The following is a 23281-nucleotide window of genomic DNA, read 5'->3' on the forward strand; positions in this document are numbered from 1 at the left end:
GCGATAGCCTTACAGCCCGCGCATCTCCTCGGCAGCGAGCGTCAGGCTCTTCTTGCGGGCATCGTGATCGAACATCGCGCTGGTGAGCATCAGCTCGTCGGCGCCGGTGCGCGCGAGGAAGGCGGCGATCTGCTCGCGGATCCTGGCTGGGCCGCCGACCGCGCTGGCCGACAGCACCTGGTCGAGCATCGCATTGCCGTGCCCGCCCAGGCTCTCGCGATAGCCCGGCACCGGCGGCGGCAGCTGGATGCCCTTGCCGGTGGTGCGGATCGCGACGAACGCCTGCTGCTGCGAGGTGGCGAGCAGCTCGGCCTCTTCGTCCGTATCCGCGGCAAAGACGTTGAAGCCGAGCATCAGATGCGGCTTCGCCAGCGCTGCGGACGGGCGGAAATTGCGGCGATAGACCTGGATCGCATCGTCGAGCTGGCCCGGCGCGAAATGCGAGGCGAAGGCATAGGGCAGCCCGAGCATCGCCGCGAGCTGCGCGCCGAACAGGCTCGAACCGAGGATCCACAGGTCGACCTTGGCCCCGGCGCCGGGCGTGGCGCGGATGCCGGTCTGGCCGTCGTCGGCGAGATAGCTTTGCAGCTCGGCGACATCGCGGGGGAACTCGTTGCCGTCGCCGCCCAGTCCTCGGCGGATCGCGGCGGAGACGCGCTGGTCCGATCCCGGCGCGCGGCCCAGGCCCAGGTCGATGCGGCCGGGGAACAGCGCATCAAGCGTGCCGAACTGCTCGGCGACCTGCAGCGGCGAATGGTTGGGCAGCATGATCCCGCCGGCGCCTACCCGGATCGTCGAGGTCGCCTGGCCGACATGCGCGATCACCACGGCGGTGGCCGCGCTGGCGATGCCGTCCATCCCATGATGCTCGGCTACCCAGTAGCGGGTATAGCCGAGTCCTTCGACATGCGCGGCGAGATCGGCGGCGTTGGCGAGCGCCTGGCGGGCATTCCCGCCCTGGACGATGGGGACGAGGTCGAGCAGCGAATAAGCGGTCATGCGAGGGCAGATGGGGTGGCGCCCTGCCGACCGCCAGATAGTTTTCATGCGCCGGCCCAAACCATTATCCGTCATCCCGCCCCGGACCTGATCCGGGGAGGGATCTCAGGCGAGGGCGCCGGGCAAGAGCCGCACGAGACCCCGGCTTTCGCCGGGGATGGCGATTGGGGCGTTGCGAAGAAACTGTTGCTTGATAGCCCGGCCTGCGCAGCCTAACCGCCCCGCTCATGAATCCTGCCCTGTCGCACGTCCGCAACTGGATCTTCGATCTGGACAACACGCTCTATCCGGTGAGCGCGAACCTGTTCGCGATGATCGACGCGCGGATCGGCCAATATGTCCAGAACCTGCTGAACCTCAGCCCGGAGGATGCCCACCGCGTGCAGAAGGGCTATTTCCACGCGCACGGCACCACGCTGGCCGGACTGATGGCCGAGCACGGCACCGATCCGCACCACTATCTCGCCGACGTCCATGACGTCGACATGAGCGTGCTCGAAGTGAACGAGGCGCTGGTCGAGGCGCTGGCCAGGCTGCCCGGCCGCAAGCTCGTGTTCACCAATGGCGACGCGCCCTATGCGGCCAAGGTGCTCGACAAGCTCGGCCTCGGCGGCACGTTCGAGGCGATCCACGACGTCCACGCGACGCAATACCGCCCCAAACCCGACCCGCTCGCCTATCAGGGCCTGTGCGACGCCTATGGGCTCGATCCGCACGCGTCGCTGTTCGTGGAGGACATGGCGCGCAACCTCGCGCCGGCCAAGGCGATCGGCATGACCACGGTGTGGATCGACAACGGCTCCGAGCAGGGGCCCGGCGAAGACCGCAGCTACATCGACTATACCGTCACCGACCTCGGAGCCTGGCTCCACAGCATCCTGGAGACTTCCGAATGACCGACCTGCAGACGACGATCGACGCCGCCTGGGAAGACCGCGCGAACCTCGGCTTCTCGACCGACGGCGCCGTGCGCGAGGCGGTGGCCGAGGCGCTCAATCTGCTCGACCGCGGCGAGGCCCGCGTCGCCGAGCAGACGGCCGATGGCTGGCAGGTCAACCAGTGGCTGAAGAAGGCCGTGCTCCTGTCCTTCCGCCTCAACGACAATGTCGTGGTGCAGGGCCCTGGCGGCGCCAACTGGTTCGACAAGGTGCCCTCCAAGTTCGCCAATTGGGGCGAGGACGCGTTCCGCCAGGCCGGCTTCCGCGCGGTCCCCGGCTCGGTCGTCCGCCACGGCGCGCACGTCGCCAAGGGCGCGGTGCTGATGCCGAGCTTCGTCAATATCGGCGCCTATGTCGGCGAAGGCACGATGGTCGATACCTGGGCGACCGTCGGCAGCTGCGCGCAGATCGGCAAGAACGTCCACCTGTCGGGCGGCGTCGGCATCGGCGGCGTGCTCGAACCGCTCCAGGCCGATCCGGTGATCATCGGCGACGGCGCCTTCATCGGCGCGCGCGCCGAAGTGGCCGAGGGCGTGCGCGTCGGCGAGGGCGCGGTGCTGTCGATGGGCGTCTATCTCGGCGCCTCGACCAAGATCATCGACCGCGCGACCGGCGAAGTGCACCGCGGCCACGTCCCGCCCTATTCGGTGGTTGTGCCCGGCACGATCCCCGGCGAGCCCGGCAAGCCGGGGCTCTACTGCGCGGTGATCGTCAAGACGGTGGACGCGCAGACGCGGAGCAAGACCGGCATCAACGAGCTGCTGCGCGATTGAGCGCGCTTTGGATTGCGCGCCGGTTGGGATAGAAGCCGTCCAATGACCGACGGCCTCAACCGGCTACGCAATCTGCTCAGCGCTACCGCCTGGGCCTATGGCGCGAGCAGCGCCGCGCTCGCATTGCTGTTGTCGCTCTGGTGGGGAACTGCCCATCATCGCCCCGGTGGCGGGTCTTCGCTGGGCGGCCCCCTCGATCTGCTCGCCATCACGGGCTTCGCCTTCGCGGCCCTGGGACTTGCCGCAGTCCCGCGGAGGAACTTCCGTCTCGGCAAGCGCCGCGACCGCGCGTCGGTCGTGTCCGATCCCGATGATCCACATCGCATGGCCCGATGGGGCATTGCCGCCGGACCGGCGTTGGCGCTGCTGATCGTCGCGGTGCCGGGCCCGCCGCTGGCGCACTGGCTGCAGGCGCATGGCATGATTTCGCGCTAAAAGCACTGTCCCTCCCGGCCTCGATCTGGTTACGGATGAAACCATGACCGAAAGCATGACCTATGGCCGCTATCTCGCGCTCGACCAGCTGCTCAGCGCCCAGCATCCGCTGTCCGATCGGCATGACGAGCTGCTGTTCGTCATCATCCACCAGACCAAGGAACTCTGGCTCAAGCAGATGATCGCCGAGCTGCGCGCCGCGCTCGAGCTGGTCCGCGCCGACCGGCCGGTCGAGGCGTACAAGTCGCTCGCCCGGATCAGCCGCATCCAGGCGGTGATGACGCTGAGCTGGGACGTGCTCGCGACGATGACGCCGAGCGACTATACGCGCTTCCGTGAGGTGCTGGGGAGCAGCTCGGGCTTCCAGTCGGACCAGTTCCGCGCGGTCGAGACGATGCTGGGGCTGCGCGGCGGCGGCGTGCCGGGGCCGCTCACCAACGAGATGGCGGCACTGCCGAGCCTGTGGGACGAGGCCAATGCCGCGCTCGCCCGTGCCGGCTTCGCGGTGCCGGCCGAGGCGCTGGCGCGCGACTGGAGCCAGCCTTACGTGCCGAGTAGGGCCGTCGAGGATGCCTGGGCAGAAGTCTATCGCGACCCGACGCGCTGGTGGGAGCTGTACCAGCTCGCCGAGAAGCTGGTCGACATCGACGATGCGCTCGCCACCTGGCGGCACAAGCACGTCATCACCGTCAGCCGCGTGATCGGAATGAAGATGGGCACCGGCGGCACCGCCGGCGTGCCCTATCTCGAATCGACGCTGACCAAGCGGGCGTTCCCCGAGCTGTGGACGCTCCGGACGCAGCTGTGAGCAGCTACAAGCACCTTTTCCAGCGCGCGATCGCGGCGGCGCCCGAGCGGCTGCACTTCGCCGCGCATTCGCACCATCTCTGGCCCGACGCCTCCTATCTCGGCCAGCTCGCCGCCTGGGAGGACGGAGTCCGCCTCGCCGACCGCAAATGGGAGCGGGTGATCGGCGAGATCTGGCCCGCGGCGCAGCGCCACGTCGCGGCGGAGCTGAAGCTGCCCGACCCGGATACGATCGTCTTCGCGCCGAACACGCACGAACTGCTGCTGCGCATCGCATCGGCGCTGCCCAGGCGCCCGCTGCGCATCCTGGCGAGCGACGGCGAGTTCCACAGCTTCCGCCGCCAGTCGATGCGCTGGGAGGAAGCGGGCAGCGCGCAGGTGGAGCGCGTGCCGCTCGAGCGGATCGTAGAGCGCGCCACGAGCGGCGAGCATGACCTGATCTTCGTCAGCCAGGTCCAGTTCGGCACCGGCCAGGTGTTCGGGCAGCTGGCCGAACTCGCCGCGCTCGCCCGGCCCGAGGGTCCCTGGGTGGTGATCGACGGCTATCACGCCTTCATGGCGATGGAAGTCGACCTGTCGGCGGTGGCGGACAAGGTCTTCTACCTCGCCGGCGGCTACAAATATGCGATGGCCGGCGAGGGCTGCGCGTTCCTTCATGCACCGCCCGGCTATGGCGCGCGGCCGGAGATCACCGGCTGGTACGCCGAGTTCGAGGACCTCGCGCTGCCGCCCGGCAGCATTGGCTATGCGCCGGACGCGCGCCGTTTCCTCGGCGCAACCTTCGATCCCTCGGGCATCTACCGCTTCGTCGCGGTGCGCGACATGCTGCGCCAGGAGGAACTGACCACCGCCGGGATCGCCGCGCATGTCGACGGCCTGCGCGCGCAGCTGTTGGCGAACCTGCCGATCGCGGCCGAGCTGCGCAATCCCGGCAGCCCCGCCCGTTTCCTCGCGCTCCGGTCGCCCGACGCCCAGCGCTGGAAGGCCGAGCTCGAGGCCGAGGACGTGATCACCGATGTCCGCGGCGACGTGCTGCGGATCGGCTTCGGCCTCTACCAGGATGCGCGCGACGTGCGGCAGCTGATCGAGGCGCTTTCGTTCCTGCGCTAGAAAAAGCGGCCGGGCGCGCAATGCGCGGCGCACCCGGCCGTAAGGCACCTCAGCGCCGCGCGAGCTGCACGCTCAGCTGGCGCGCGATGTCGCGCTTCGCGGCGGCGCGGCAGCTTTTGACCGTGTCCTGCTCGTCCGCGCTGACGTTCGAATAGGAGCCGCAGACCTGCTCGGTCGCGGCGGCGAGGCGGCGGTTGAGGGCGTTGCGGCCGGCATCGGTGTTCAAATCGAGGTCGGCATGGCGGACGATGACGGTCCGCTCCCCGGCGAACGCGGGGGTGGCGATCAGCGTGGCGGCGGCGAAGGCGGCGATGAACTTGGACATGGGCGGTCTCCTTTCCGGTTGACCCCCGAAGCATCGGCCGGACGCCGCCGGTTCGAGAGGATGAGGAGCCGATGAAGAGCTGATGAAATGCCGATGATTCGCCGATAGGGTGGATTTTCGCGCGGGTTGCGGGGATGGGAACCGGGTGGAGGGACGCATCGATCTTGCACATCAGCCGGCATTCCGCCTGGGCGCGCTCGAGGTGCGCCCGGCGCTGCGCCAGCTCGCCCGCGACGACGGCAGCGAGGAGGTGCTCGAGCCGCGGGTGATGCAGGTGCTCGTCGCGCTCGCCCGCGCGGACGGCGCGATCGTCAGCCGCGACGACCTGACGCGCAGCTGCTGGGAAGGCCGTGTCGTCGGCGAGGATGCGATCAACCGCGTCGTCTCGCGCCTGCGCCGCGCCGCCGAGGGGATCGGCCAGGGCAGCTTCCGGATCGAGACGATCACCAAGGTCGGCTATCGGCTGCTGCGCGAGGGCCAGGCCGAAGCCGCCCTTGTCGCCGCGCCGGACAGTCCGCTCGCCAGGGCGCATGCCGAGGTGCACCGCCTCCGCCTCGATCGCCGCGCGATGCTCTCCGGCGCGGGGCTCGCGGCGGTCACGGTCGGCGGCGGGCTGTTTGCCTGGCGCCGTTTCGTGGCGTCCGACCCCGCGCTTACCGACAAGCCGCCCGCCGATGTCGCGCCGCTGATGATCCAGGCCCAGATGGCGATGACCCAGGGCACGGTCGAGGGTGGCAACCAGGCGATCGGGCTGCTGCGCCGCGTGGTGAGCCTACGCCCGGACTATGCCGATGGCTGGGGCCTGCTCGCACTTTCCTATTCCGCCGCCGCGGTCGGCCGGCCGCAGCAGTTCGAGGCGGACATGCGCGCGCGAGCGACGGAGGCGCGGCGCCGCGCGCTCGCGCTCGATCCCGGCAACGCCTATGCCCGCGCCGCCGACGGGCTGGGCAAGCCGGTGCTCGGCAACTGGACCGCCGCCGAGCGCGGGTTGCGCGCGAGCCTTGCCAGCCACCCCCATAACGACATGCTGACCAGCTCACTCGCCGGGGTGATGCTAGGCGTCGGCCGCTGCGCCGAGGCCGCCAATCTGCTCGACGGGATCTGGAAGCGCATCCCGCCCAATCCCGGGCTGGCCTACACCCATGTCCAGACGCTCTGGGCCGCCGGCCGGCCAGACGAGGCCGACAAGGCGATGGACGACGCGGTCGCGCTGTTCCCGACGCATTTCGCGGTGTGGTTCACGCGCTTCTACCTGCTGATGTACACCGGCCGTGCCCGCGAGGCGATCGCGCTCGGCGAGAATCGCGAGACGCGGCCGACCGGCATTCCCGAGTGGAATTTCGAGCAGGTGCTGATCGTCGCCCGCGCGCTGCTCAGCCGCACGGACGGCGACATCCAGGCGGCGGTAACGGCAAGCTTCGAGGGCGCGCGGCGCGGCGCAGGCTTTGCCGAGAACGGGATCCTGTTCCTGTCGGCGCTGGGCCGGCTCGACGAGGCGTTCGCGGTTGCCGACGCCTATTATTTCGCGCGCGGCTTCGATCCGGGCGAGCTGCGCTTCTCCGCCGAGCAGGGTACGTACACACGGCGAAACGCCCGGCGGACGCACATGCTGTTCCTGCCGCCCACCGCCGCGATGCGCGCCGATCCGCGCTTCCTCAAGCTCGCCGACGTGCTGGGGCTCACGCGCTACTGGCGGGAAATGGGCGTCAGGCCCGATTATCAGGCGACCGGCTGAAGCCCCAGCCGCGGAATCTCGATCGCCGGGCAGCGGTCCATCACCACCTTGAGCCCCGCCGCCTCGGCGCGCGCCGCGGCTTCCTCGTTGATCACGCCGAGCTGCAGCCACACCGCCTTGGCCCCCGCGGCGATCGCTTCGTCCACGGCCTCGCCCGCGGCCTGGGGCCGGCGGAAGATGTCGACCAGGTCGATCGGATCGCCGATCTGGCTGAGCTCGCGGAAGACGAACTCGCCGTGGACATGCTCGCCGGTGATCTGCGGATTGACCGGGATGACGCGGTAGCCGTGGCGCTGGAGGAACGCCATCACGCCGTAGCTCGGCCGGTCGGGCCGGTCGGACGCGCCGACCAATGCGATGGTGCGCACGCTTTCGAGCAGCGCCTTGATGTCCTCGTCGCGCGTCAGCGGCATCACCTCATCCTTTCAGCCAGTCGTCCACTTGTCCTGCCAGTCCGGCAAACAACTCGGCCGCCGGGCCGTTCCCCGCTGCCGGCGGCTCGCCCGCGTCCGAAGCCTGGCGGATCGCCATTTCGAGCGGCACCCGGCCGAGGAACGGGATGCCGAGCTTGCCCGCCGCCGCCTCGGCGCCGCCGCTGCCGAACGGATCGGAGACCTCGCCGCAATGCGGGCAGGCATAGCCCGACATGTTCTCGATCAGGCCGATCACCGGAATGCCCGCCTTGTTGAACAGGTCGATCGCCCGCGTCGCGTCGATCAGCGCCAGGTCCTGCGGCGTCGAGACGATCACCGCGCCCGCCGGCTTGTGCTTCTGGATCATCGTGAGCTGCACATCGCCGGTGCCCGGCGGCAAATCGAGCACGAGCAGCTCGGTCTCACCCCAATCGGCGTCGACCAGCTGGCCGAGCGCGCCGCCCGCCATCGGCCCGCGCCAGGCGATCGCCTGGCCCTCGGCGACCAGCCCGCCCATCGACAGCATCGGCACGCCGAAGCGCGTGTCGATCGGCAGCAGCGTCTTCTCGCGCGCCTGGGGGCGAATCCCTTCCACGCCGAGCAGCCGCGGCTGCGACGGGCCGTAGATATCGGCATCGACCAGCCCGACCTTGCGGCCCAATTTCCTGAGCGCGATCGCAAGATTGGCCGCGACGGTGGATTTGCCCACCCCGCCCTTGCCGCTCGCCACGGCGATCAGCCGGCGGGTGCGGCGCTCGCTGGTCATCAGCACGCGGACCTCGTCCACCCCAGGCAGCGCGGCCAGCGCCTCGCGGATATCGGCCTCCAGCGCCTCGCGGGTCGCCTCGGCCAGGCCGGTCACGTCGAGCACGACACTGGCCCGCGCGCCTTCGATACGGGCAGTCGCGCGGCCGGCGGCGATGGGGGCAAGCGCGGCGTTCAGGGCGTCATTATCGATCATCGCGTGCCAGATAGGCGCACAATCGCCGCGCGCCACTGTAAATCCGCGTAGGCGCCCTTATAAAGGCCGGATGGCAAACCTGATTGGCTGGCTGAGCAAGGCCGGTAACTGGCATAACGAGGCGCCGAAGAGTCCCTGGGGCTCGGGCGGCAGCAGCGGCGACAATGGCGGCTCGAGCGGTGGCTCCGGCGACGGCAAGGGCGGCTCGGGCGGCGGCCCGCGCAATCCCTGGTCGTTCCCGCCCGAGGGGCGGCGCGGCCGCTCCGGCGGCGGTGGGAATGGCGGCGGCGGTGGCGGCGGCCCGTTCGAGGACATGTTCCGCCGGATGAGCGGCGGCGGCATGCCGATCCCGCCGGGCGGCGCCAAGCTCTGGGGCCTGGTCGTCATCGGCCTGCTCCTCGTCTGGGTGATATTCACCAGCTTCCACACGATCGGCCCGCGCGAGCGCGGCGTCGTCACCACGCTCGGCCGCTATTCCGGCACGCTCGAATCGGGCGTCAAGTTCACCCTGCCGGCGCCGTTCCAGATCGTCGACGTCGTCGATGTCGGCTCGGTCCACACCGAGAAATTCCCCGAGAGCGGCCCCAATCTGATGCTCACCGGCGATCAGAACATCGTCGACCTCGCTTATTCGGTGAACTGGTACATCACCGACGCCGCCGATTTCTCCTTCCAGATCAAGGATCCCAAGGAGACGGTGAAGGATACCGCCGAGAGCGCGATGCGCGCGGTGATCGCCACCACCACACTCACCGAGGCGATCGGCGAGGGCCAGGGCCGCATCTCGAGCGACGTCCAGGCGGCGATGCAGAAGATCCTCGACGAATATCATTCGGGCGTGCGCATCCAGAGCGTCGCGCTGACCAAGGCCGCGGCGCCGGAGCAGGTCGACGACGCCTTCAAGGCGGTGCAGGCCGCGCAGCAGGGCGCCCAGGGCGCGCGCAACAACGCCAATGGCTATGCCCAGCAGGTGATCGCCGTCGCGCAGGGCGAGGCCGCCGAGTTCGACAAGATCTACGAGCAGTACAAGGCGGCGCCCGCCGTCACGCGCCGCCGCCTCTATTACGAGACGATGGAGCAGGTGCTGGCGAAGACCAACAAGACGATCGTCGAGACGCCCGGCGTCACCCCCTATCTGCCGCTGCCCGGGCTTCGCCCCGATGCCGGCAAGGCCCAGTCGGGAGACCAGAAATGACCTGGCTGCGCAGCCCCATCGGCATCGCCGTCGCCGCCATCCTCGTGCTCATCGTGCTGATGAGCACCGTGGTGATCGTGCCCGAGACGAAGCAGGCGGTGATCCTGCGGCTCGAGCAGCCGCTCGGCGAACCGATCAACGCCTACAAGCCCGGCGAGCAGTTCGGCCGCACCGGCGCCGGCCCGATCCTGCGCATCCCGTTCATCGATCGGGTGGTCTGGGTCGACAAGCGCGTGCTCTCGGTCGACCTGCCCAACGAACCGGTGCTCTCGACCGACCAGCTCCGCCTGCAGATCGACGCCTATGCGCGCTTCCGCGTCACCAATCCGCTCAAGATGGTCGTCACCATCGGCAGCGAGGAGCGGGTTCGCGAGCAGCTCCAGCCGCTGTTCCGCTCGGCACTGCGCAACGAGCTCGGCAAGCGCCCCTCGGCGATCCTGCTTAGCCCCGAGCGCGGCCAGGTGATGGACAATATCCAGGGCGCGCTCCAGCAGCTTGCCGCGCAATATGGCGTGTCGATCGTCGACGTGCGGATCAAGCAGACCGAGCTGCCCTCGGGCTCGCCGCTCGACAGCGCGTTCGAGCGGATGAAGACCGCGCGCTACCAGGAAGCCAAGACGATCGAGGCGCAGGGCCTCAAGGACGCGCAGATCATCCGCGCCAATGCCGATGCGCAGGCCGCGCAGATCTATGCCCAGGCGTTCAACAAGGATGCGGATTTCTACGATTTCTGGCGCGCGATGCGCTCGTATCGTACGACGTTCCTCAACAACGACCCCGCCAAGGGCGACACGTCGATCATCCTCTCCCCCAACAATTCCTATCTGAAGGAATTCATGGGGCAACGATGAGCCTTTCGATCCGTTCATATTCAATCGCCGTTCAGCATTTCGGCGCAAGAACCCCATCCGAACGCTTTTCCTTCGTCTGAGAGGACCGACTCACGTGCGTTATGCCTACGCTCTCACTACCGCCCTTCTGCTGAGCGGCGCCGCCGCTACGCTGACCATCCATCAGCCGGCCGGCGCACAGACCGCGCAGAACGAGCCGGGGGCGATCAACGCCGCCGCGCCCAAGGCCGGCGCGCCGATGAGCTTTGCCGACATGGTCGCCAAGCTGCAGCCGGCGGTGGTCAACATCTCGACCGCCCAGCGCGTGACGATGAACGCCAACCCGTTCGCCGGCACGCCGTTCGAGCAGTTCGGCGGCGGCAACCAGCCGGTGACCCGCCAGGCCGAATCGCTCGGCTCGGGCTTCATCATCTCGGCCGACGGCTATGTCGTGACCAACAACCACGTCATCTCGGCGGGCGCGAAGGGCGCGACGGTCGAATCGATCACCGTCACCCTGCCCGACAAGCGCGAGTTCAAGGCCAAGCTGATCGGCAACGACGCGCAGTCGGACCTTGCCGTGCTCAAGATCGAGGGCGCCAACCTGCCCTTCGTGCGCTTCGGCGATTCGAGCGCGTCGCGCGTCGGCGACTGGGTCGTCGCGATCGGCAATCCGTTCGGCCTCGGCGGCTCGGTCACTGCCGGCATCATCTCGGCGGTCCACCGCGTCACCGGCCAGGGCGGCGCCTATGACCGCTTTATCCAGACCGACGCCTCGATCAATCGCGGCAATTCGGGCGGCCCGATGTTCGATCTTAGCGGCAACGTGATCGGCATCAACTCGCAGATCCTGTCGCCGACCGGCGGCAATGTCGGCATCGGCTTCGCGATCCCCGCGGAAGAAGCCAAGCCGGTGATCGACACGCTGATGAAGGGCGGCAAGATCGCTCGCGGCTATCTCGGCATCGGCATGCAGAACCTGACCGACGACGTCGCCGACGGGCTGGGCGTGCCGCGCGGCCGCGGCACGATCGTCGCGCGCGTCGAGCCGGGCCAGCCGGCGGAGAAGGCCGGGCTGAAGCAGGGCGACGTGATCGTCGCGGTCGACGGCAAGGACGTCACCGCCGATCAGACGCTGTCCTACCTCGTCGCCAATGTGAAGCCGGGCACCCGCATCCCGCTCGATGTCTATCGCGACGGCAAGCGCATGACGGTCAACCTCGTCGTCGGCACCCGCCCGCCCGAGGAGCAGCTCGCCCAGTTCGATCCGAACGACGAGAACTCGACCCCGGGCGACGGCGACACCGATACGATGGCCGCGGCCTCGCTCGGCATCCAGGTCACCCCGCTCACCCCGCAGATCGCGCAGAGCGTCGGCGTGAACCCGAGCACCACCGGCGTGGTCGTCGTCCAGGCGAGCCCGGCGAGCGATGCGGCCGGCAAGGGCGTGCAGCGCGGCGACGTGATCACCTCGGTCAACCGCGTGCCGGTCGCCACCGCGGCCGACGTCGCCAAGCAGGTCGCCGCCGCCAAGGCCGCGGGCAAGTCGAACGTCCTGCTCTGGGTCCAGCGCCGCCAGATCGGCCAGTTCGTCTCGGTCCAGATCGGCAACTGATACCGCCCGCATCGGGCTGACGGATGCCCGTTTCTCCTCTATCCCGGGCGCTCAACAAGGGAGTCGCGGGATGGTGGGAGAGACGGGCATCTTCATTGGCGCGGGAGCCGGCGGTGCCGACCCGCAATCGCTGGTCCTGAAGCGCGCCAACCGGCACGGGCTGATCGCCGGCGCGACCGGCACCGGCAAGACGGTGACGATCCAGGGCATCATAGAGGGCCTGTCGAACGCCGGCGTCCCCTGCTTCGTCGCGGACGTGAAGGGCGACCTCAGCGGCCTCGCCATGGCCGGATCGCCGACCACCAAGACGCACGAGATCTTCGCCGCCCGCGCCGCCGAGATCGGCATGACCGGCTGGGCCTATGCCGACAGCCCGGTGCAGTTCTGGGACCTGTTCGGCGCGCAGGGCCATCCGATCCGCACGACCATCTCGGAGATGGGCCCGCTGCTCCTCGCCCGGCTGATGGACCTCAACGAAGTCCAGGAAGGCGTGCTCACCATCGCCTTCACCGTGGCGGACAAGGACGGGCTGCTGCTGCTCGACCTCGACGACCTGCAATCGATGCTCGCCCACTGCGCCGAGCGCGCGGACGAGCTCACCGCCACCTATGGCAACATCTCCAAGCAGTCGGTTGGCGCGATCCAGCGCGCGCTGCTCCAGCTGCGCAGCCAGGGCGGCGCCAGCTTCTTCGGCGAGCCGGCGCTGTCGATGACCGACTTCCTCGGCACCGACGACAAGGGCCGCGGCGTGGTCAACATCCTCGCCGCCGACAAGCTGATGGCGAGCCCCAAGCTCTACGCCACCTTCCTGCTCTGGCTGCTCTCCGCGCTGTTCGAATCGCTTCCCGAGGTCGGCGATCCCGACAAGCCCACGCTCGCCTTCTTCTTCGACGAGGCGCATCTGCTGTTCGACGATGCCCCCAAGGCCCTTCTGGACAAGATCGAGCAGGTCGTCCGCCTGATCCGCTCCAAGGGGGTCGGCGTCTATTTCATCACGCAGAACCCGATCGACGTGCCCGACAGCATTGCCGGCCAGCTCGGCAACCGCGTCCAGCACGCGCTGCGCGCCTTCACCCCGCGCGACCAGCAGGCGGTGAAGGCCGCGGCGACCACCTTCCGCGCCAATCCGGACGTCGATGTCGAGAAGGCGATCACTGAATTGAAGGTCGGCGAGGCGCTGGTCTCGCTGCTCCAGGACGACGGGTCGCCGAGCCCGGTGCAGCGCACGCTGATCCGCCCGCCGGCCACCCGCGTCGGCCCGGTCACCCCGGCCGAGCGCGGCGTGCTGGTCCAGACCGATGCGATCGGCGCCAAGTACGACACGCTTGTCGACCGCGAATCGGCCGAGGAGCTGCTCGCCGCCAAGTCGGCCGAAGCCAGCGCCGCCGCTGCCGAGGCGCAGGCCAGGACCGAGGCCGACAAGGCCGCCGCCGCCCAGGCCAAGGAAGACGCCCGCCTCGCCAAGGAAGCCGAGCGCCAGCGCCTCGCCCAGCAGAAGGATGCCGACCGCCAGGCCCGGCTCGATGCCCAGGCGCAGAAGGCGGCCGAGCGCGAGGCGGCGAACAATCCGTGGAACCGCGCGATCACCTCCGCCACCCGCTCCGCCTCCTCGGCAGCGGGCCGCGCAGTGGCGAACGAAGTGTCGAAGGCGATCTTCGGCTCGTCGCGCGGCGCGGGCGCCGGGATCGTCGGCGGCCTCGTCCGAGGCGTGCTCGGCGGGTTGTTCAAGGGGCGGTGAAGCGCTCCTTCTCCCGCTGGGAGAAGGAAGGGGCCCGCCGCCGAAGGCGGTGGGAAGGATGAGGGTGCGCACGCCTTAAGCTGATGAGCTCGTCGAAGGTCCGCCCTCACCCAACCCTCTCAAAGGGAGAGGGCTATTCGCTCTCCGCCACCACCGCCGGCGCCAGGAACTCGCGCCACAGCATCACCAGCACCGCCATCACCGCCGGCCCGATGAACAGCCCGAGCAGGCCGAGCGTCTCGACCCCGCCCAATATGCCGATCAGCACCCAGAGGAACGGCAGCTGCGTCGCCCCGCCGATCATCGCCGGGCGGATGAAATGGTCGGCTACGAAGATGATCGCGGTGCCGATCGCCACCACCACCACCGCGCCGGCCACCGATCCCTGAAGCAGCAGCAGCAGCGCGGCCAGCGCGAACACCACCGGCGCGCCGAACGGGATCATCGCCGCGATCGCCGTCGCGCCGCCGAGCAGCAGCGGGTGCGGCACGCCCGCGACCAGATAGACCAGCGCCATCAGCGCGCCGACGCCGAGCCCGACCAGCACCAGCCCGTCGATCGTGCCGCGCACCGAGCGGATCGCCTGGGTGCCGACGCGCTCGCCGGTCGGGCCGAACAGCCGCAGCACCGCGCGGCGCCCCTGCTCGAGCAGCGCATCGCGGTCGCGCAGCACGAAGAACAGGGTTAGCAGCGTGAAGCCGAACACCACCGCCCGGTGCGCGACATTGGCGCCGATCGTGCGCGAATGGGTCAGCCAGGCGCTGCCGCTCAGCAGGCGCAATTGTTCCGCGGCATCCTCGGGCCGGGCGAGATGCGTCTGCCACCAGCCGCGCACTGCGTCGGCGCCCATCGGCAGTCGCTCCACCCAGTCGGGCACCGGCACGCCCTGTGCCTGGGCGAGCGTGATCCAGCTCGCAATGTCATGCGCCTCGCGCACCGCCTGGGTGATGCCGAAGGCGAGCGGCACCAGCACGATCAGCGCCGCCAGCGCAGTGATGATCAGCGGGATGACGATCCGGTGCGGCCCGTTCAGCCACACGCGCAACCTGAGGTGCAGCGGATCGACGGCGATCGTCAGCACCACGGCCCAGAGCAGCGCCGGCACGAAGCCGTGCGCGATCCACAGGCCGATGAGCAGAAGTGCCGCGACCAGCGCGAGACGGGCGGCGCGCTGCGCGGTTTCGGTTTTGGTATCCATCGCCGGAGCGTAGCAGCGCGCGCGCATCGCTCAACTTCTTCCAGCCGTCGTCCCCGCGAACTAGCGCTCAACCCGGCTTCAGGCTGTCATACACCGCCGCGACGAAGCGGTCCTCATCGCCTTCCATCCCTTCGCGCCAGGCCGCGGCCGGCTTGCTGGCGACAATCTGGTCGGCGCCTTGCCCGGCGGCGATGCCCTTCGCCACGGCGGCGCGCACGGCGGCGAGCATCGCGCGATACTTCGCCAGCGCTGCCTTGTCGCCGATCGGGCCATGCGCCGGCACCACCACGGTCTTGCGGTCGGCCCTGTCCAGCACCGTGCCGACTGCCGCGATCATCCCGTCGATGCTGCCGCCCGAGGCGCGGTCGATGAACGGCCAGATCCCGGCGAAATAGACGTCGCCCATGTGGACGACATCGGCGCGCTTCAACCAGACGATCGTGTCGCCGTCGGTATGCGCGGCGGGCGCGTGGCGCAGCGACACGGTCTCGCCGCCCAGCTTCACCTGATAGCGCTCGTCATACACGATCGTCGGAAGCGCCGCCGCGCTGCCGGCCGGCACGGTGACCTTGTAGGCGGGCATGTATTGCGAAACGCTGCGCCGCACGCGGACCTTGCGCTGCGCGATCACCGTCGCGCCCTGCTTCGCCAGCGCCTCGTTCCCGCCGGCATGATCCATGTGCCAATGCGTGTCGATCACGGTGGTGACCGGCGCCTTGCCGAGCTTCGCCACCGCCGCGACGATCTCCGGCGCGTCGCCCGGCCGCTCGGCATCGACGATCAGCGTGCCCCTGTCGCCCGGGACGATCAGCACGTTGCCGCTATGCCCCTCGAGCACCCAGGCCCCCGGCGCGACCTGGCGCAGCGGCGGCCCATCCGGATCGGATGCCGCGCCCGCCAGCAACAACCCTGCGATCAGCAAATATGCCATGCGCCTCTCCCTGCATCATCCTGCAGAGACGATAGCGCGACCTTGCGTTCAGTCGAGCCCCGCGGCGACGTCCTCCAGCTTGGCGAGAAACTTCGCCCAGCCATAATTCGCGCCGTTGTAATTATTGTCGTTGGTGAAGCCGGTCTGCTCCATCCGCAGCCGCGTGCCGCTGCCCACCGGCTCGATCGTCAGCGTCACCACCGATTCGAAGCGCGGCATCGCCTCCTCGCCGCCGCCGGTGTTCCAGCTGTAGGAAAGCTGGCGGCCCGGCTCGATCTCCTGCACCTCGCAGTCGATCCGCCCGCTCCAGCCGGGATAGGCCTGGCTCTGCAGCGTGAAGCGGTGCCCATGCGCCAGGGCGAAGTCGTTGGGCATCAGCCATTCGGCGATCAGGTGCGGCTGGGTGAGCGCGCGCCACAGCTTGTCCGGCGCGTGCGGAAAGTCGCGCTCCATCACCAGCGTGCGCGTCTCGGTCATTGGTCCATCCTCTTCAGCAGGTCCTCAAGCCGGTCGAAGCTACCGGCCCATAAATTCTCGTGCAGCCGCATCCAGTCGAGCAGCGGCGCCAGCCCCTTGGGGTTGGCGCGGTAATGCGTCTCGCGGCCCTGCGGCCGGTCGAGCACCAGCCCCGCGCCGCGCAGCACCGCGAGATGCTTCGAGACTGCCGGCTGCGAGATCCCCGCCCCGTCGGTCAGCGCGCGCACGGTCAGCTCGCCGCGCGCCAGCCGCTCGAACAGCGCGCGGCGCGTCGGGTCGCCCAGCGCGCGGAACAGCGAATCGGCGGTGGCGAGGGCGGCAGGCTGCATGGGCTTATTCATAACCCAATGGTTATTCAAAGCAACCGGCATGCAAAAAACGCTGTCCTACACGGCGCCGCGATGTCAGGCTCAAGCGATGACCAACCCATTCCTTACCAAGCTCGCCGCCCTGCCGGGCTCCTCGCGCGCGGGCGCACGCACGCGCGTGAATGTCGCGGCCTTTGTGACTTTCCGCGCGGGGAACTGAGCCGATGACCCCTGACAAGACTGGCGAATCGACCCGCCCGATGGCCGAGCTGACCCTGCGCGGCATCATCCTCGGCGCGCTGATCACGATCCTGTTCACCGCGGCCAACGTCTATGCCGGGCTCAAGGTCGGCCTCACCTTCGCCACCTCGATCCCCGCCGCGGTCGTCTCGATGGCGATCCTCAAGGCTTTCAAGAGCGGCACGATCCTCGAGAACAACATCGTCCAGACGATCGCGTCCGCCGCAGGCACGCTCGCCGCCATCGTCTTCGTGCTGCCCGGCCTGATCATGGTCGGCTGGTGGTCGGGCTTCCCCTATTGGACCACCGTCGCGGTATGCATCACCGGCGGCGTGCTCGGCGTGATGTTCTCGGTGCCGCTGCGCCGCGCATTGGTTACCGGCACGGACCTGCCCTACCCGGAAGGCGTCGCCGCCGCCGAAGTGCTCAAGGTCGGTTCGGGCTCGGGCGCCGGCGACAAGGAGAATGCCGCGGGGCTGCGCACGCTGATGATCGGCACGGTCTTCTCCGGCCTGTTCGCGCTGCTCGCCAAGATGAAGCTGGTCGCCGAGGAAGCCGGCAAGAACTACGCGATCGGCGGCACCGCCACCGGCTGGTCGACCAGCTGGTCGATGCTGCTGATCGGCGTCGGCCATCTCGTCGGCATCTCTGTCGGCGCCGCGATGTTCTTCGGCATGCTGATCTCCTGGACGGTGCTGGTGCCCTGGTTCGCGCATGGCGGGGATATCAGCGCCGGCGTCGATGCGCTGGTCGGCGGCACCTTCCGCGGCCAGGTGCGCTTCATCGGCGCCGGCACGATCGGCGTCGCGGCGATCTGGTCGCTGCTCAAGATCATCGGCCCGATCCTCGCCGGCCTGCGCTCCGCCCTCGCCGCCTCGCGCGCGCGCCAGGGCGGCCAGGCGCTCGATATCACCGAACGCGACATGCCGATCGGCGTGGTCGGGCTGATCACCCTCGCCACGCTGGTGCCGATCGCCTGGCTGCTGTGGACCTTCTCGGCCGGCGGCCCGGTCCACGATCACCCGATCGCCGTGATCGGCGGCTCGCTCGCCTATGTCCTGGTCGTCGGCGTGATGATCGCGGCGATCTGCGGCTATATGGCCGGGCTGATCGGCGCGTCGAACTCGCCGGTCTCGGGCGTCGGCATCCTCGCCGTACTCGGCGCCTCGCTGCTGCTCGTCGCGGTGTTCGGGCATGAGGCCGATGCGGGGCGCACCAACGCGCTGATCGCCTATGCGCTGTTCACCACCGCGATCATCTTCTCGATCGCGACGATCTCGAACGACAATCTCCAGGACCTCAAGACCGGCCAGCTGGTCGGCGCGACGCCGTGGAAGCAGCAGCTCGCGCTGGTGCTGGGCGTGGTGTTCGGCAGCCTCGCCATCCCGCTGGTGCTCGATCTGCTCAAGAACACGCTCGGCTTCGTCGGCATGCCCGGCGCCGGCCCCAACGCGCTGTCGGCGCCGCAGGCGGCGCTGATCTCGTCGATCGCCAAGGGCGTGCTCGGCGGCGATATCGACTGGGGGCTGATCGGATTGGGCGCGCTGATCGGCGCCTGCGTGATCCTGATCGACGAGCTTCTCGGCAGGGCGGGCAAGATGCGGCTGCCGCCGCTCGCCGTCGGCATGGGCATCTATCTGCCGATGGGGCTCACCTTGCTGATCCCGGTCGGCGCGGTGATCGGGCATTTCTACGATCGCTGGGCGAAGAAGCAGGCCAATCCCGAGTTCGCCGAGCGGATGGGCGTGCTGGCCGCGACCGGGCTGATCGTCGGCGAATCGCTGTTCGGCGTCGCCTTTGCCGGCATCCTCGCCTGGGCCAACCGCAATTCGCCGATCCCGCCCAACGATGCGCCGCTAGCGATCATGCCCGACAGTTTCGAGAGCATCGCGATGTGGGTCGCGCCGCTGCTGTTCTTCGGGCTGATCGCTGTCTCCTACGCGATGACGCGCAAGCTGGTCCGCGCCACGCCTGCGAGCGCGGGTCCGGAGACGCCGGCCGAGGGCGAGGCGAACTATCGGTGAGGCCGTCGAGGCGGGGGAGACCCCGCCTCAGCGCATCTGGGCGAGCAGCGAGCCGATCGGCACGAAACCGAATGCGACCGAGCTGTCCGCCACGCCGTACGGGATGAACAGCTTGTCGCCATGCTTGATGGCGCCGCAGGTGTAGACGACGTTGGGAACATATCCCTCGCGGTCCTGGTCGGCGGCGGCGAGCAGCGGCTCGGCCGAGCGGGCGAGGACCTTGGAGGGATCGTTCTTGTCGAGCAGCGCGGCGCCGATCGAATATTTGCGCATCGCGCCGACGCCGTGGGTGAGCATCAGCCAGCCCTCGTCGAGCTCGATCGGCGGGCCGCAATTGCCCATCTGGACGAGCTCCCAGGGGAATTTCGGCTTGATCAGCAGCTCGCCGCCTTCCCAGCGGGTGATGTCGTCGGAGCTGTGGAGGAAGATGTTCTCGCCGTCCTGCCGGCCGAGCATCATGTACTTGCCGTTCACGGTGCGCGGGAACAGTGCCATGCCCTTGTTACGGCTCGCGCCGCCCGACATCGGCACCAGGTCGAAGCTGCGCCAGTCGCGGGTGCGCAGCAGCTCGGACTGGATCTGCGAGCCGTTATAGGCGGTGTAGGTGCCGATCCACTCTTCCTGCCCGTCCTCGTGGCGGAAATGGGTGATGCGCAGATCCTCGAGGCCGTTGGACTGGGCCTTGGTGATCGGGAAGATGACGGTGCCGGACAGCGTGGAGTCGCGGTGGCGATAGACGGTCACAGGACCCTCGGGCACATGCTCCTCGTCTTCCTCGCGGGCATCCGCGGCGGTGGCGAAGGGCGGCTCGGGGGCGAGCGTCAGCTCGTTGTGCTCGGTGATGATGCCTTCGCGGAAGGCGACCGAGGAGATGTGCCCCTCGCCGACGGCGCGCAGGCTCATCAGGATGCGGAGCGATCCGGGCGGCATGCCGGTCTGGTCGTAGTGCGGCACGGCGCTGGGGTTCATCAGCGCGGCGGCGGCATAGCTGTACTCATGGCAGAAATAGGCGCCGATCAGCTGGCGCTTCTCGTCGCCGATCTCGCTGCCGTCGAGCCCGAGCATGCCCTCGATCTCGTCATAGCGCGTCATGAAAACGCGGCGGGTCTGCCAGTGGCGCGCCTCGAAGTCCTTGAGGACGATCTCCAGCTGCTGGCGCGCCTCGCCCGGCGACATGGCGAGCACTTCGGTCACCAGCCGCTCGCTGCGGCTCGGTCCCGACCCGTTCGATGCCCAGGCGATATGGAAAGGCCGCACCACGACGCGCGAAGGATCCGCGCGCAGCCGCAACTCATGATTGAAAAGTTCGAGCATTCGGCTCCCAGCCATTGTCCCCGCGCCGGGCGAAAGTCGTTACGCCACTGCGGCTCGAATGGGTGTTGCCACGTTTCCGGTTGCTTTTGAAAGAGCCGAAATCGCGCAATTGGCGAGCTGGAGCGCCAAAATCGACTCCGCGCCCTGGTTGCGGTTGAGCCCATGGGGCATCAGCCCGTCGAAACAGCCGCCATCCTGCGGGCTTGCGAGCGGCAGATCGAGATCGTTCACGCCAAGGTACCAGCGATAGGCGCGCAGCGCTTCCTCGTTCCAGCGCTCGTCGCCGGTCGCTTCCCAAGCCGCGACACAGGCTTCCACCGTCGCCTGCGCCTCGAGCGGCTGCTGGTCGAACTGGAGCGGCGGCGCAAATTCGCGGCCGAAGCTCTCCGAACCGACGGCGCGGAACCGCCCCTCGGGCGAGGTCTGCTGCGCGACGATCCATTCGAGCGTCTCGAGCCCGACGCTGGTGAACTCGCTCCGCCCCAGCGCAGTGCCGGCCCGCAGCAGCGCCTCGGGCAACCGGGCATTGTCATAGGCCAGCACGATCTCGAACCAGCTCCATTCGGGCCGGCGATTGCTGTCGAGCAGCTCGATCAGCTCGGCGCCGAAGCGCGAGAGGATCTCGACGCTGAGCGGATGGCCGGGATGTGCATCGAGCATCGCCGCCGCGCCCAGCATCGCAAAGGCGCGGGCACGCGGCGATCCGAGCTCGAGCGCGATCGAAGCAGTGGAGTCGAACAGCGCCGAGGCCCAGTCGCGGTGCTTGAGCGCCTTGGCGTCGCGCGCAGTGACGCCCAGCGCCCAGAGAGCGCGGCCGTTCGAATCTTCCGAGCCGACATCCTCGCACCAGGTCCGGTCGAAATTCATGAAGTTGCGGAAGCGCCGGACATCGGGATTCCAAGCATATTGGACGAAGGCGGCGTAGATGCTCGTCCACTTGTCCCGCAGCATTTCGTCGATCTCCTCGATCTTCGACATCAGGATCAGCGCCCGGGCATTGTCGTCGATGCAATAGCCGTGGCGCCGATCGGGCACCGAGAAGATCGAGTGCTGCAGCATCCCGGTCGCATCGCTCATCCGCTCAACCGCGGCGATGTTGGGCTTGAGCGCCGACAGCTCCTTCGCCGGACGGGCGAAGCGGCGCGGCTTGGCGGCAATGATGCCGGCCAGCTGGCTCATCGCGGTTTCGGCAAGGCGCGGCCACAGCATCGTGCGGCCACGGGCATAGGCACGCTTCGCGAGCGCGGTGCGCGCATCCTTGTCGGCGAGCAGCCGCGAGATCTCGCGGGCAAAGGCGCCGCTGTCGTTGAACGGCACCAGCACGCCGTGATCCTCGGCGAGGATCTCGGTCGCGTGGACATAGGGGGTCGAGACCACCGGCTTGCCCACGGCCACAGCATAGGAAAGCGTGCCGGAGGTGATCTGCGCAGGATTGGGATAGGGCGTCGCATAGACGTCCGCCGCCTGGAGATAGTCGAGCAGTTCATCCTGCTCGACGAATCCATCGACGAACGCGACATGCTCGGCCACGCCGAGCGCAGCGGTCTGCGCCTTCAGCCGGTCGCGATAGGCTTCGCCCTCATGCGCGACGAGATTGGGGTGAGTCGCGCCCAAGATCACATAGAGTGCATCGGGCCGCGCCGCGGCGATCGCCGGCATCGCTTCGATCACCGTCTCGATGCCCTTGCTCGGCGCGAGCAGGCCGAAGGTGAGGATCACTTCGCGGCCCTGCCAGCCGAAGCGCGCCTTGAAGTCCGCGGGATCGGCGAAGGGCCGGTCGGGCACGCCGTGCGGGATCATGACGATCTTCTTGTCGTCGGCACCATGGACGCGCTTCAGGATCTCGCGGCCCTTCTCGGCCATCACGATCACCCGCGACGCACGGCGCAGCAGCGCCTCCATCACCCGGCGCTGATCGGCATTGGGGTTCTCGAGCACGGTGTGCAGCGTCGCGGTGACCGGGATCGTGATCCGGTCGAGCAGCGCGATCAGATATTCGCCGGCGGGGCCGCCATAAATGCCGTACTCGTGCTGGATCCACAGCGCCTGGGCACCCGATGCCTCGATCTGGCGCGCGGTGTCGAGATAGGCGGCGCGGTCCTGCTCGGGGATCGCGCGCGTGACTGCCTCGGGATAATCATAGCGACCGGGATGGTCGTCCATCGCATAGACGTCGACCTTGAGATCCGGGAAGCGCTGCTTGAGCGCGGTATAGGTGTCGGTCGTGTAGGTGGCGAGGCCGCACTTGCGCGGCAGGAAGTTACCGATCAGCGCTATGTGGTGGACGTTCGGGGCTTTCATTGCGCCGATCTTTCCTTTCGCTGCCGCAAAAACTATTTTGCGTAGGGTTATTCCGTTCGCCTCTCCAAACTCCCTGATTTCAATAAGGTTTCATCATGCTGCAACACAGCATGATACGACTCGGACGAGCCGTTGTAAATCTGGCGTTCAGCCGCGGCCGCGATAGCCGGCAACGCCCTGATCGGGTACCCAGACACCTTCCGGCGGCGCACCAGACTGCCAGAAGACGTCGATCGGGATGCCGCCGCGCGGATACCAATAGCCACCGATCCGGAGCCATTCGGGCTGCATCTCGTCGAACAGCCGCTGGCCGATGCCTACCGTGCAGTCCTCGTGGAAGGCGCCGTGGTTGCGAAAGCTGCCCAGGAACAGCTTCAGCGACTTGGACTCGACGATCGTGTCGCCCGGCACATAGTCGATCACCAGATGCGCGAAATCCGGCTGGCCGGTGATCGGGCAGAGCGAGGTGAACTCGGGTGCGGCGAAGCGGATGAGGTAGCGCGTGCCCTTGCGGGGATTGGGCACATAGTCGAGCTCGGCCTCTTCCGGGGTAGCGGGAAGGGTCGAGGCTTTTCCGAGGTGTTTGGCGTCCATGCCCGCCATTTAGGAGCCGC

The 23281-nt window shown here is 68.6% G+C and carries 22 protein-coding genes; 11 read left to right on the top strand and 11 right to left on the bottom strand.

Annotated features, from left to right (window positions below):
* Positions 1-9: 9 nt before the first annotated feature.
* Positions 10-999 carry an LLM class flavin-dependent oxidoreductase gene (locus ABLE38_RS06815; protein WP_348973401.1) on the bottom strand — a complete coding sequence of 330 codons (990 nt, stop codon included), beginning with the start codon at positions 997-999 and terminating at the stop codon, positions 10-12.
* A 227-nt stretch (positions 1000-1226) separates the two neighbouring features.
* Between ABLE38_RS06815 and ABLE38_RS06820 the strand changes: the two genes are divergently transcribed.
* Genes ABLE38_RS06820 through ABLE38_RS06840 form a run of 5 tightly spaced genes read left to right on the top strand, consistent with a single transcriptional unit; the run spans position 1227 to position 5062 of the window.
* Positions 1227-1895 carry a pyrimidine 5'-nucleotidase gene (locus ABLE38_RS06820; RefSeq protein ID WP_348973402.1) on the top strand — a complete coding sequence of 223 codons (669 nt, stop codon included), beginning with the start codon at positions 1227-1229 and terminating at the stop codon, positions 1893-1895.
* Complete coding sequence (gene dapD / locus ABLE38_RS06825) at positions 1892-2710, top strand: 2,3,4,5-tetrahydropyridine-2,6-dicarboxylate N-succinyltransferase (RefSeq protein WP_348973403.1); 819 nt, start codon at positions 1892-1894, stop codon at positions 2708-2710. Before ABLE38_RS06820 ends, dapD begins: the two co-directional genes overlap by 4 nt.
* 42 nt (positions 2711-2752) lie before the next feature.
* Positions 2753-3145 carry a hypothetical protein gene (locus ABLE38_RS06830; protein ID WP_348973404.1) on the top strand — a complete coding sequence of 131 codons (393 nt, stop codon included), beginning with the start codon at positions 2753-2755 and terminating at the stop codon, positions 3143-3145.
* A 43-nt stretch (positions 3146-3188) separates the two neighbouring features.
* The gene (locus ABLE38_RS06835) at positions 3189-3953 is read left to right on the top strand and encodes a tryptophan 2,3-dioxygenase (protein WP_348973405.1); all 765 of its coding nucleotides are present in this window, start codon (positions 3189-3191) and stop codon (positions 3951-3953) included.
* Positions 3950-5062, top strand: a complete 1113-nt coding sequence (locus ABLE38_RS06840; RefSeq protein WP_348973406.1) for an aminotransferase class V-fold PLP-dependent enzyme — start codon at positions 3950-3952, stop codon at positions 5060-5062. The genes ABLE38_RS06835 and ABLE38_RS06840 overlap by 4 nt, the downstream gene beginning before the upstream one ends.
* 49 nt (positions 5063-5111) lie before the next feature.
* On the opposite strand, the gene ABLE38_RS06845 is transcribed toward ABLE38_RS06840, so the two are convergent.
* A complete protein-coding gene (locus tag ABLE38_RS06845; protein ID WP_348973407.1) occupies positions 5112-5387 on the bottom strand; it encodes a UrcA family protein in 276 nt (91 codons plus the stop codon).
* Positions 5388-5532: 145 nt separating this feature from the next.
* On the opposite strand from ABLE38_RS06845, the gene ABLE38_RS06850 reads away from it, so the two are divergent.
* The gene (locus ABLE38_RS06850; RefSeq protein ID WP_348973408.1) at positions 5533-7122 is read left to right on the top strand and encodes a winged helix-turn-helix domain-containing protein; all 1590 of its coding nucleotides are present in this window, start codon (positions 5533-5535) and stop codon (positions 7120-7122) included.
* Here the strand turns inward: ABLE38_RS06850 and ABLE38_RS06855 are convergent.
* A complete protein-coding gene (locus ABLE38_RS06855; protein ID WP_348973409.1) occupies positions 7107-7535 on the bottom strand; it encodes a CoA-binding protein in 429 nt (142 codons plus the stop codon). The genes ABLE38_RS06850 and ABLE38_RS06855 overlap by 16 nt on opposite strands.
* A gap of 4 nt (positions 7536-7539) precedes the next feature.
* Positions 7540-8496, bottom strand: coding sequence for an Mrp/NBP35 family ATP-binding protein (locus ABLE38_RS06860; protein WP_348973410.1), 957 nt, complete (start codon positions 8494-8496; stop codon positions 7540-7542).
* Positions 8497-8566: 70 nt separating this feature from the next.
* Between ABLE38_RS06860 and ABLE38_RS06865 the strand changes: the two genes are divergently transcribed.
* The 4 genes from ABLE38_RS06865 (at position 8567) to ABLE38_RS06880 (ending at position 13874) form a co-directional block, all read left to right on the top strand.
* Positions 8567-9691 (top strand): protease modulator HflK, encoded by a 1125-nt coding sequence (locus ABLE38_RS06865; protein ID WP_348973411.1) that lies wholly within the window; start codon positions 8567-8569, stop codon positions 9689-9691.
* Positions 9688-10542: a protease modulator HflC gene (locus ABLE38_RS06870; RefSeq protein ID WP_348973412.1), complete on the top strand. Its 855-nt coding sequence runs from the start codon at positions 9688-9690 to the stop codon at positions 10540-10542. Before ABLE38_RS06865 ends, ABLE38_RS06870 begins: the two co-directional genes overlap by 4 nt.
* Positions 10543-10636: 94 nt before the next feature.
* Complete coding sequence (locus tag ABLE38_RS06875; RefSeq protein ID WP_348973413.1) at positions 10637-12136, top strand: Do family serine endopeptidase; 1500 nt, start codon at positions 10637-10639, stop codon at positions 12134-12136.
* 70 nt (positions 12137-12206) lie between these two features.
* Entirely contained in the window at positions 12207-13874 is a 1668-nt protein-coding gene (locus tag ABLE38_RS06880) for a helicase HerA-like domain-containing protein (protein WP_348973414.1), read from the top strand.
* 133 nt (positions 13875-14007) lie between these two features.
* Here ABLE38_RS06880 and ABLE38_RS06885 read toward each other — a convergent pair whose 3' ends face one another.
* From ABLE38_RS06885 to ABLE38_RS06900, 4 genes are all read right to left on the bottom strand, one after another.
* Positions 14008-15072: an AI-2E family transporter gene (locus tag ABLE38_RS06885; RefSeq protein ID WP_348973415.1), complete on the bottom strand. Its 1065-nt coding sequence runs from the start codon at positions 15070-15072 to the stop codon at positions 14008-14010.
* Positions 15073-15139: 67 nt separating this feature from the next.
* Entirely contained in the window at positions 15140-16003 is an 864-nt protein-coding gene (locus ABLE38_RS06890) for an MBL fold metallo-hydrolase (protein WP_348973416.1), read from the bottom strand.
* Positions 16004-16051: 48 nt separating this feature from the next.
* Positions 16052-16480: an SRPBCC domain-containing protein gene (locus tag ABLE38_RS06895; protein WP_348973417.1), complete on the bottom strand. Its 429-nt coding sequence runs from the start codon at positions 16478-16480 to the stop codon at positions 16052-16054.
* Complete coding sequence (locus ABLE38_RS06900) at positions 16477-16809, bottom strand: metalloregulator ArsR/SmtB family transcription factor (RefSeq protein ID WP_348973418.1); 333 nt, start codon at positions 16807-16809, stop codon at positions 16477-16479. Before ABLE38_RS06900 ends, ABLE38_RS06895 begins: the two co-directional genes overlap by 4 nt.
* 203 nt (positions 16810-17012) lie before the next feature.
* On the opposite strand from ABLE38_RS06900, the gene ABLE38_RS06905 reads away from it, so the two are divergent.
* A complete protein-coding gene (locus ABLE38_RS06905; RefSeq protein ID WP_348973419.1) occupies positions 17013-19052 on the top strand; it encodes an oligopeptide transporter, OPT family in 2040 nt (679 codons plus the stop codon).
* Between the two features lie 27 nt (positions 19053-19079).
* Here the strand turns inward: ABLE38_RS06905 and ABLE38_RS06910 are convergent, their stop codons facing one another.
* The 3 genes from ABLE38_RS06910 to queF all read right to left on the bottom strand — a co-directional run bounded on the left by ABLE38_RS06910 (position 19080) and on the right by queF (position 23261).
* Positions 19080-20366, bottom strand: a complete 1287-nt coding sequence (locus ABLE38_RS06910) for a glycoside hydrolase family 130 protein (RefSeq protein WP_348973420.1) — start codon at positions 20364-20366, stop codon at positions 19080-19082.
* 39 nt (positions 20367-20405) lie between these two features.
* Positions 20406-22667 (bottom strand): glycosyltransferase, encoded by a 2262-nt coding sequence (locus ABLE38_RS06915; protein WP_348973421.1) that lies wholly within the window; start codon positions 22665-22667, stop codon positions 20406-20408.
* A gap of 147 nt (positions 22668-22814) precedes the next feature.
* Positions 22815-23261, bottom strand: a complete 447-nt coding sequence (queF, locus tag ABLE38_RS06920) for a preQ(1) synthase (protein WP_348973422.1) — start codon at positions 23259-23261, stop codon at positions 22815-22817.
* Positions 23262-23281: the final 20 nt, after the last annotated feature.

Origin of the sequence: Sphingomonas sp. KR3-1 (genome assembly GCF_040049295.1) — a bacterium.
Lineage (GTDB): Bacteria > Pseudomonadota > Alphaproteobacteria > Sphingomonadales > Sphingomonadaceae > Sphingomonas.

What these genes read in the sequence shown, in the direction of transcription:
- ABLE38_RS06815 (WP_348973401.1), bottom strand. Translation starts at nt 999, where the DNA reads ATGACCGCTTATTCGCTGCTCGACCTCGTCCCCATCGTCCAGGGCGGG.
- ABLE38_RS06820 (WP_348973402.1), top strand. Translation starts at nt 1,227, where the DNA reads ATGAATCCTGCCCTGTCGCACGTCCGCAACTGGATCTTCGATCTGGAC.
- dapD (WP_348973403.1), top strand. Translation starts at nt 1,892, where the DNA reads ATGACCGACCTGCAGACGACGATCGACGCCGCCTGGGAAGACCGCGCG.
- ABLE38_RS06830 (WP_348973404.1), top strand. Translation starts at nt 2,753, where the DNA reads ATGACCGACGGCCTCAACCGGCTACGCAATCTGCTCAGCGCTACCGCC.
- ABLE38_RS06835 (WP_348973405.1), top strand. Translation starts at nt 3,189, where the DNA reads ATGACCGAAAGCATGACCTATGGCCGCTATCTCGCGCTCGACCAGCTG.
- ABLE38_RS06845 (WP_348973407.1), bottom strand. Translation starts at nt 5,387, where the DNA reads ATGTCCAAGTTCATCGCCGCCTTCGCCGCCGCCACGCTGATCGCCACC.
- ABLE38_RS06855 (WP_348973409.1), bottom strand. Translation starts at nt 7,535, where the DNA reads ATGCCGCTGACGCGCGACGAGGACATCAAGGCGCTGCTCGAAAGCGTG.
- ABLE38_RS06860 (WP_348973410.1), bottom strand. Translation starts at nt 8,496, where the DNA reads ATGATCGATAATGACGCCCTGAACGCCGCGCTTGCCCCCATCGCCGCC.
- ABLE38_RS06865 (WP_348973411.1), top strand. Translation starts at nt 8,567, where the DNA reads ATGGCAAACCTGATTGGCTGGCTGAGCAAGGCCGGTAACTGGCATAAC.
- ABLE38_RS06870 (WP_348973412.1), top strand. Translation starts at nt 9,688, where the DNA reads ATGACCTGGCTGCGCAGCCCCATCGGCATCGCCGTCGCCGCCATCCTC.
- ABLE38_RS06880 (WP_348973414.1), top strand. Translation starts at nt 12,207, where the DNA reads ATGGTGGGAGAGACGGGCATCTTCATTGGCGCGGGAGCCGGCGGTGCC.
- ABLE38_RS06885 (WP_348973415.1), bottom strand. Translation starts at nt 15,072, where the DNA reads ATGGATACCAAAACCGAAACCGCGCAGCGCGCCGCCCGTCTCGCGCTG.
- ABLE38_RS06890 (WP_348973416.1), bottom strand. Translation starts at nt 16,003, where the DNA reads ATGGCATATTTGCTGATCGCAGGGTTGTTGCTGGCGGGCGCGGCATCC.
- ABLE38_RS06895 (WP_348973417.1), bottom strand. Translation starts at nt 16,480, where the DNA reads ATGACCGAGACGCGCACGCTGGTGATGGAGCGCGACTTTCCGCACGCG.
- ABLE38_RS06900 (WP_348973418.1), bottom strand. Translation starts at nt 16,809, where the DNA reads ATGCAGCCTGCCGCCCTCGCCACCGCCGATTCGCTGTTCCGCGCGCTG.
- ABLE38_RS06905 (WP_348973419.1), top strand. Translation starts at nt 17,013, where the DNA reads ATGACCCCTGACAAGACTGGCGAATCGACCCGCCCGATGGCCGAGCTG.
- ABLE38_RS06910 (WP_348973420.1), bottom strand. Translation starts at nt 20,366, where the DNA reads ATGCTCGAACTTTTCAATCATGAGTTGCGGCTGCGCGCGGATCCTTCG.
- ABLE38_RS06915 (WP_348973421.1), bottom strand. Translation starts at nt 22,667, where the DNA reads ATGAAAGCCCCGAACGTCCACCACATAGCGCTGATCGGTAACTTCCTG.
- queF (WP_348973422.1), bottom strand. Translation starts at nt 23,261, where the DNA reads ATGGACGCCAAACACCTCGGAAAAGCCTCGACCCTTCCCGCTACCCCG.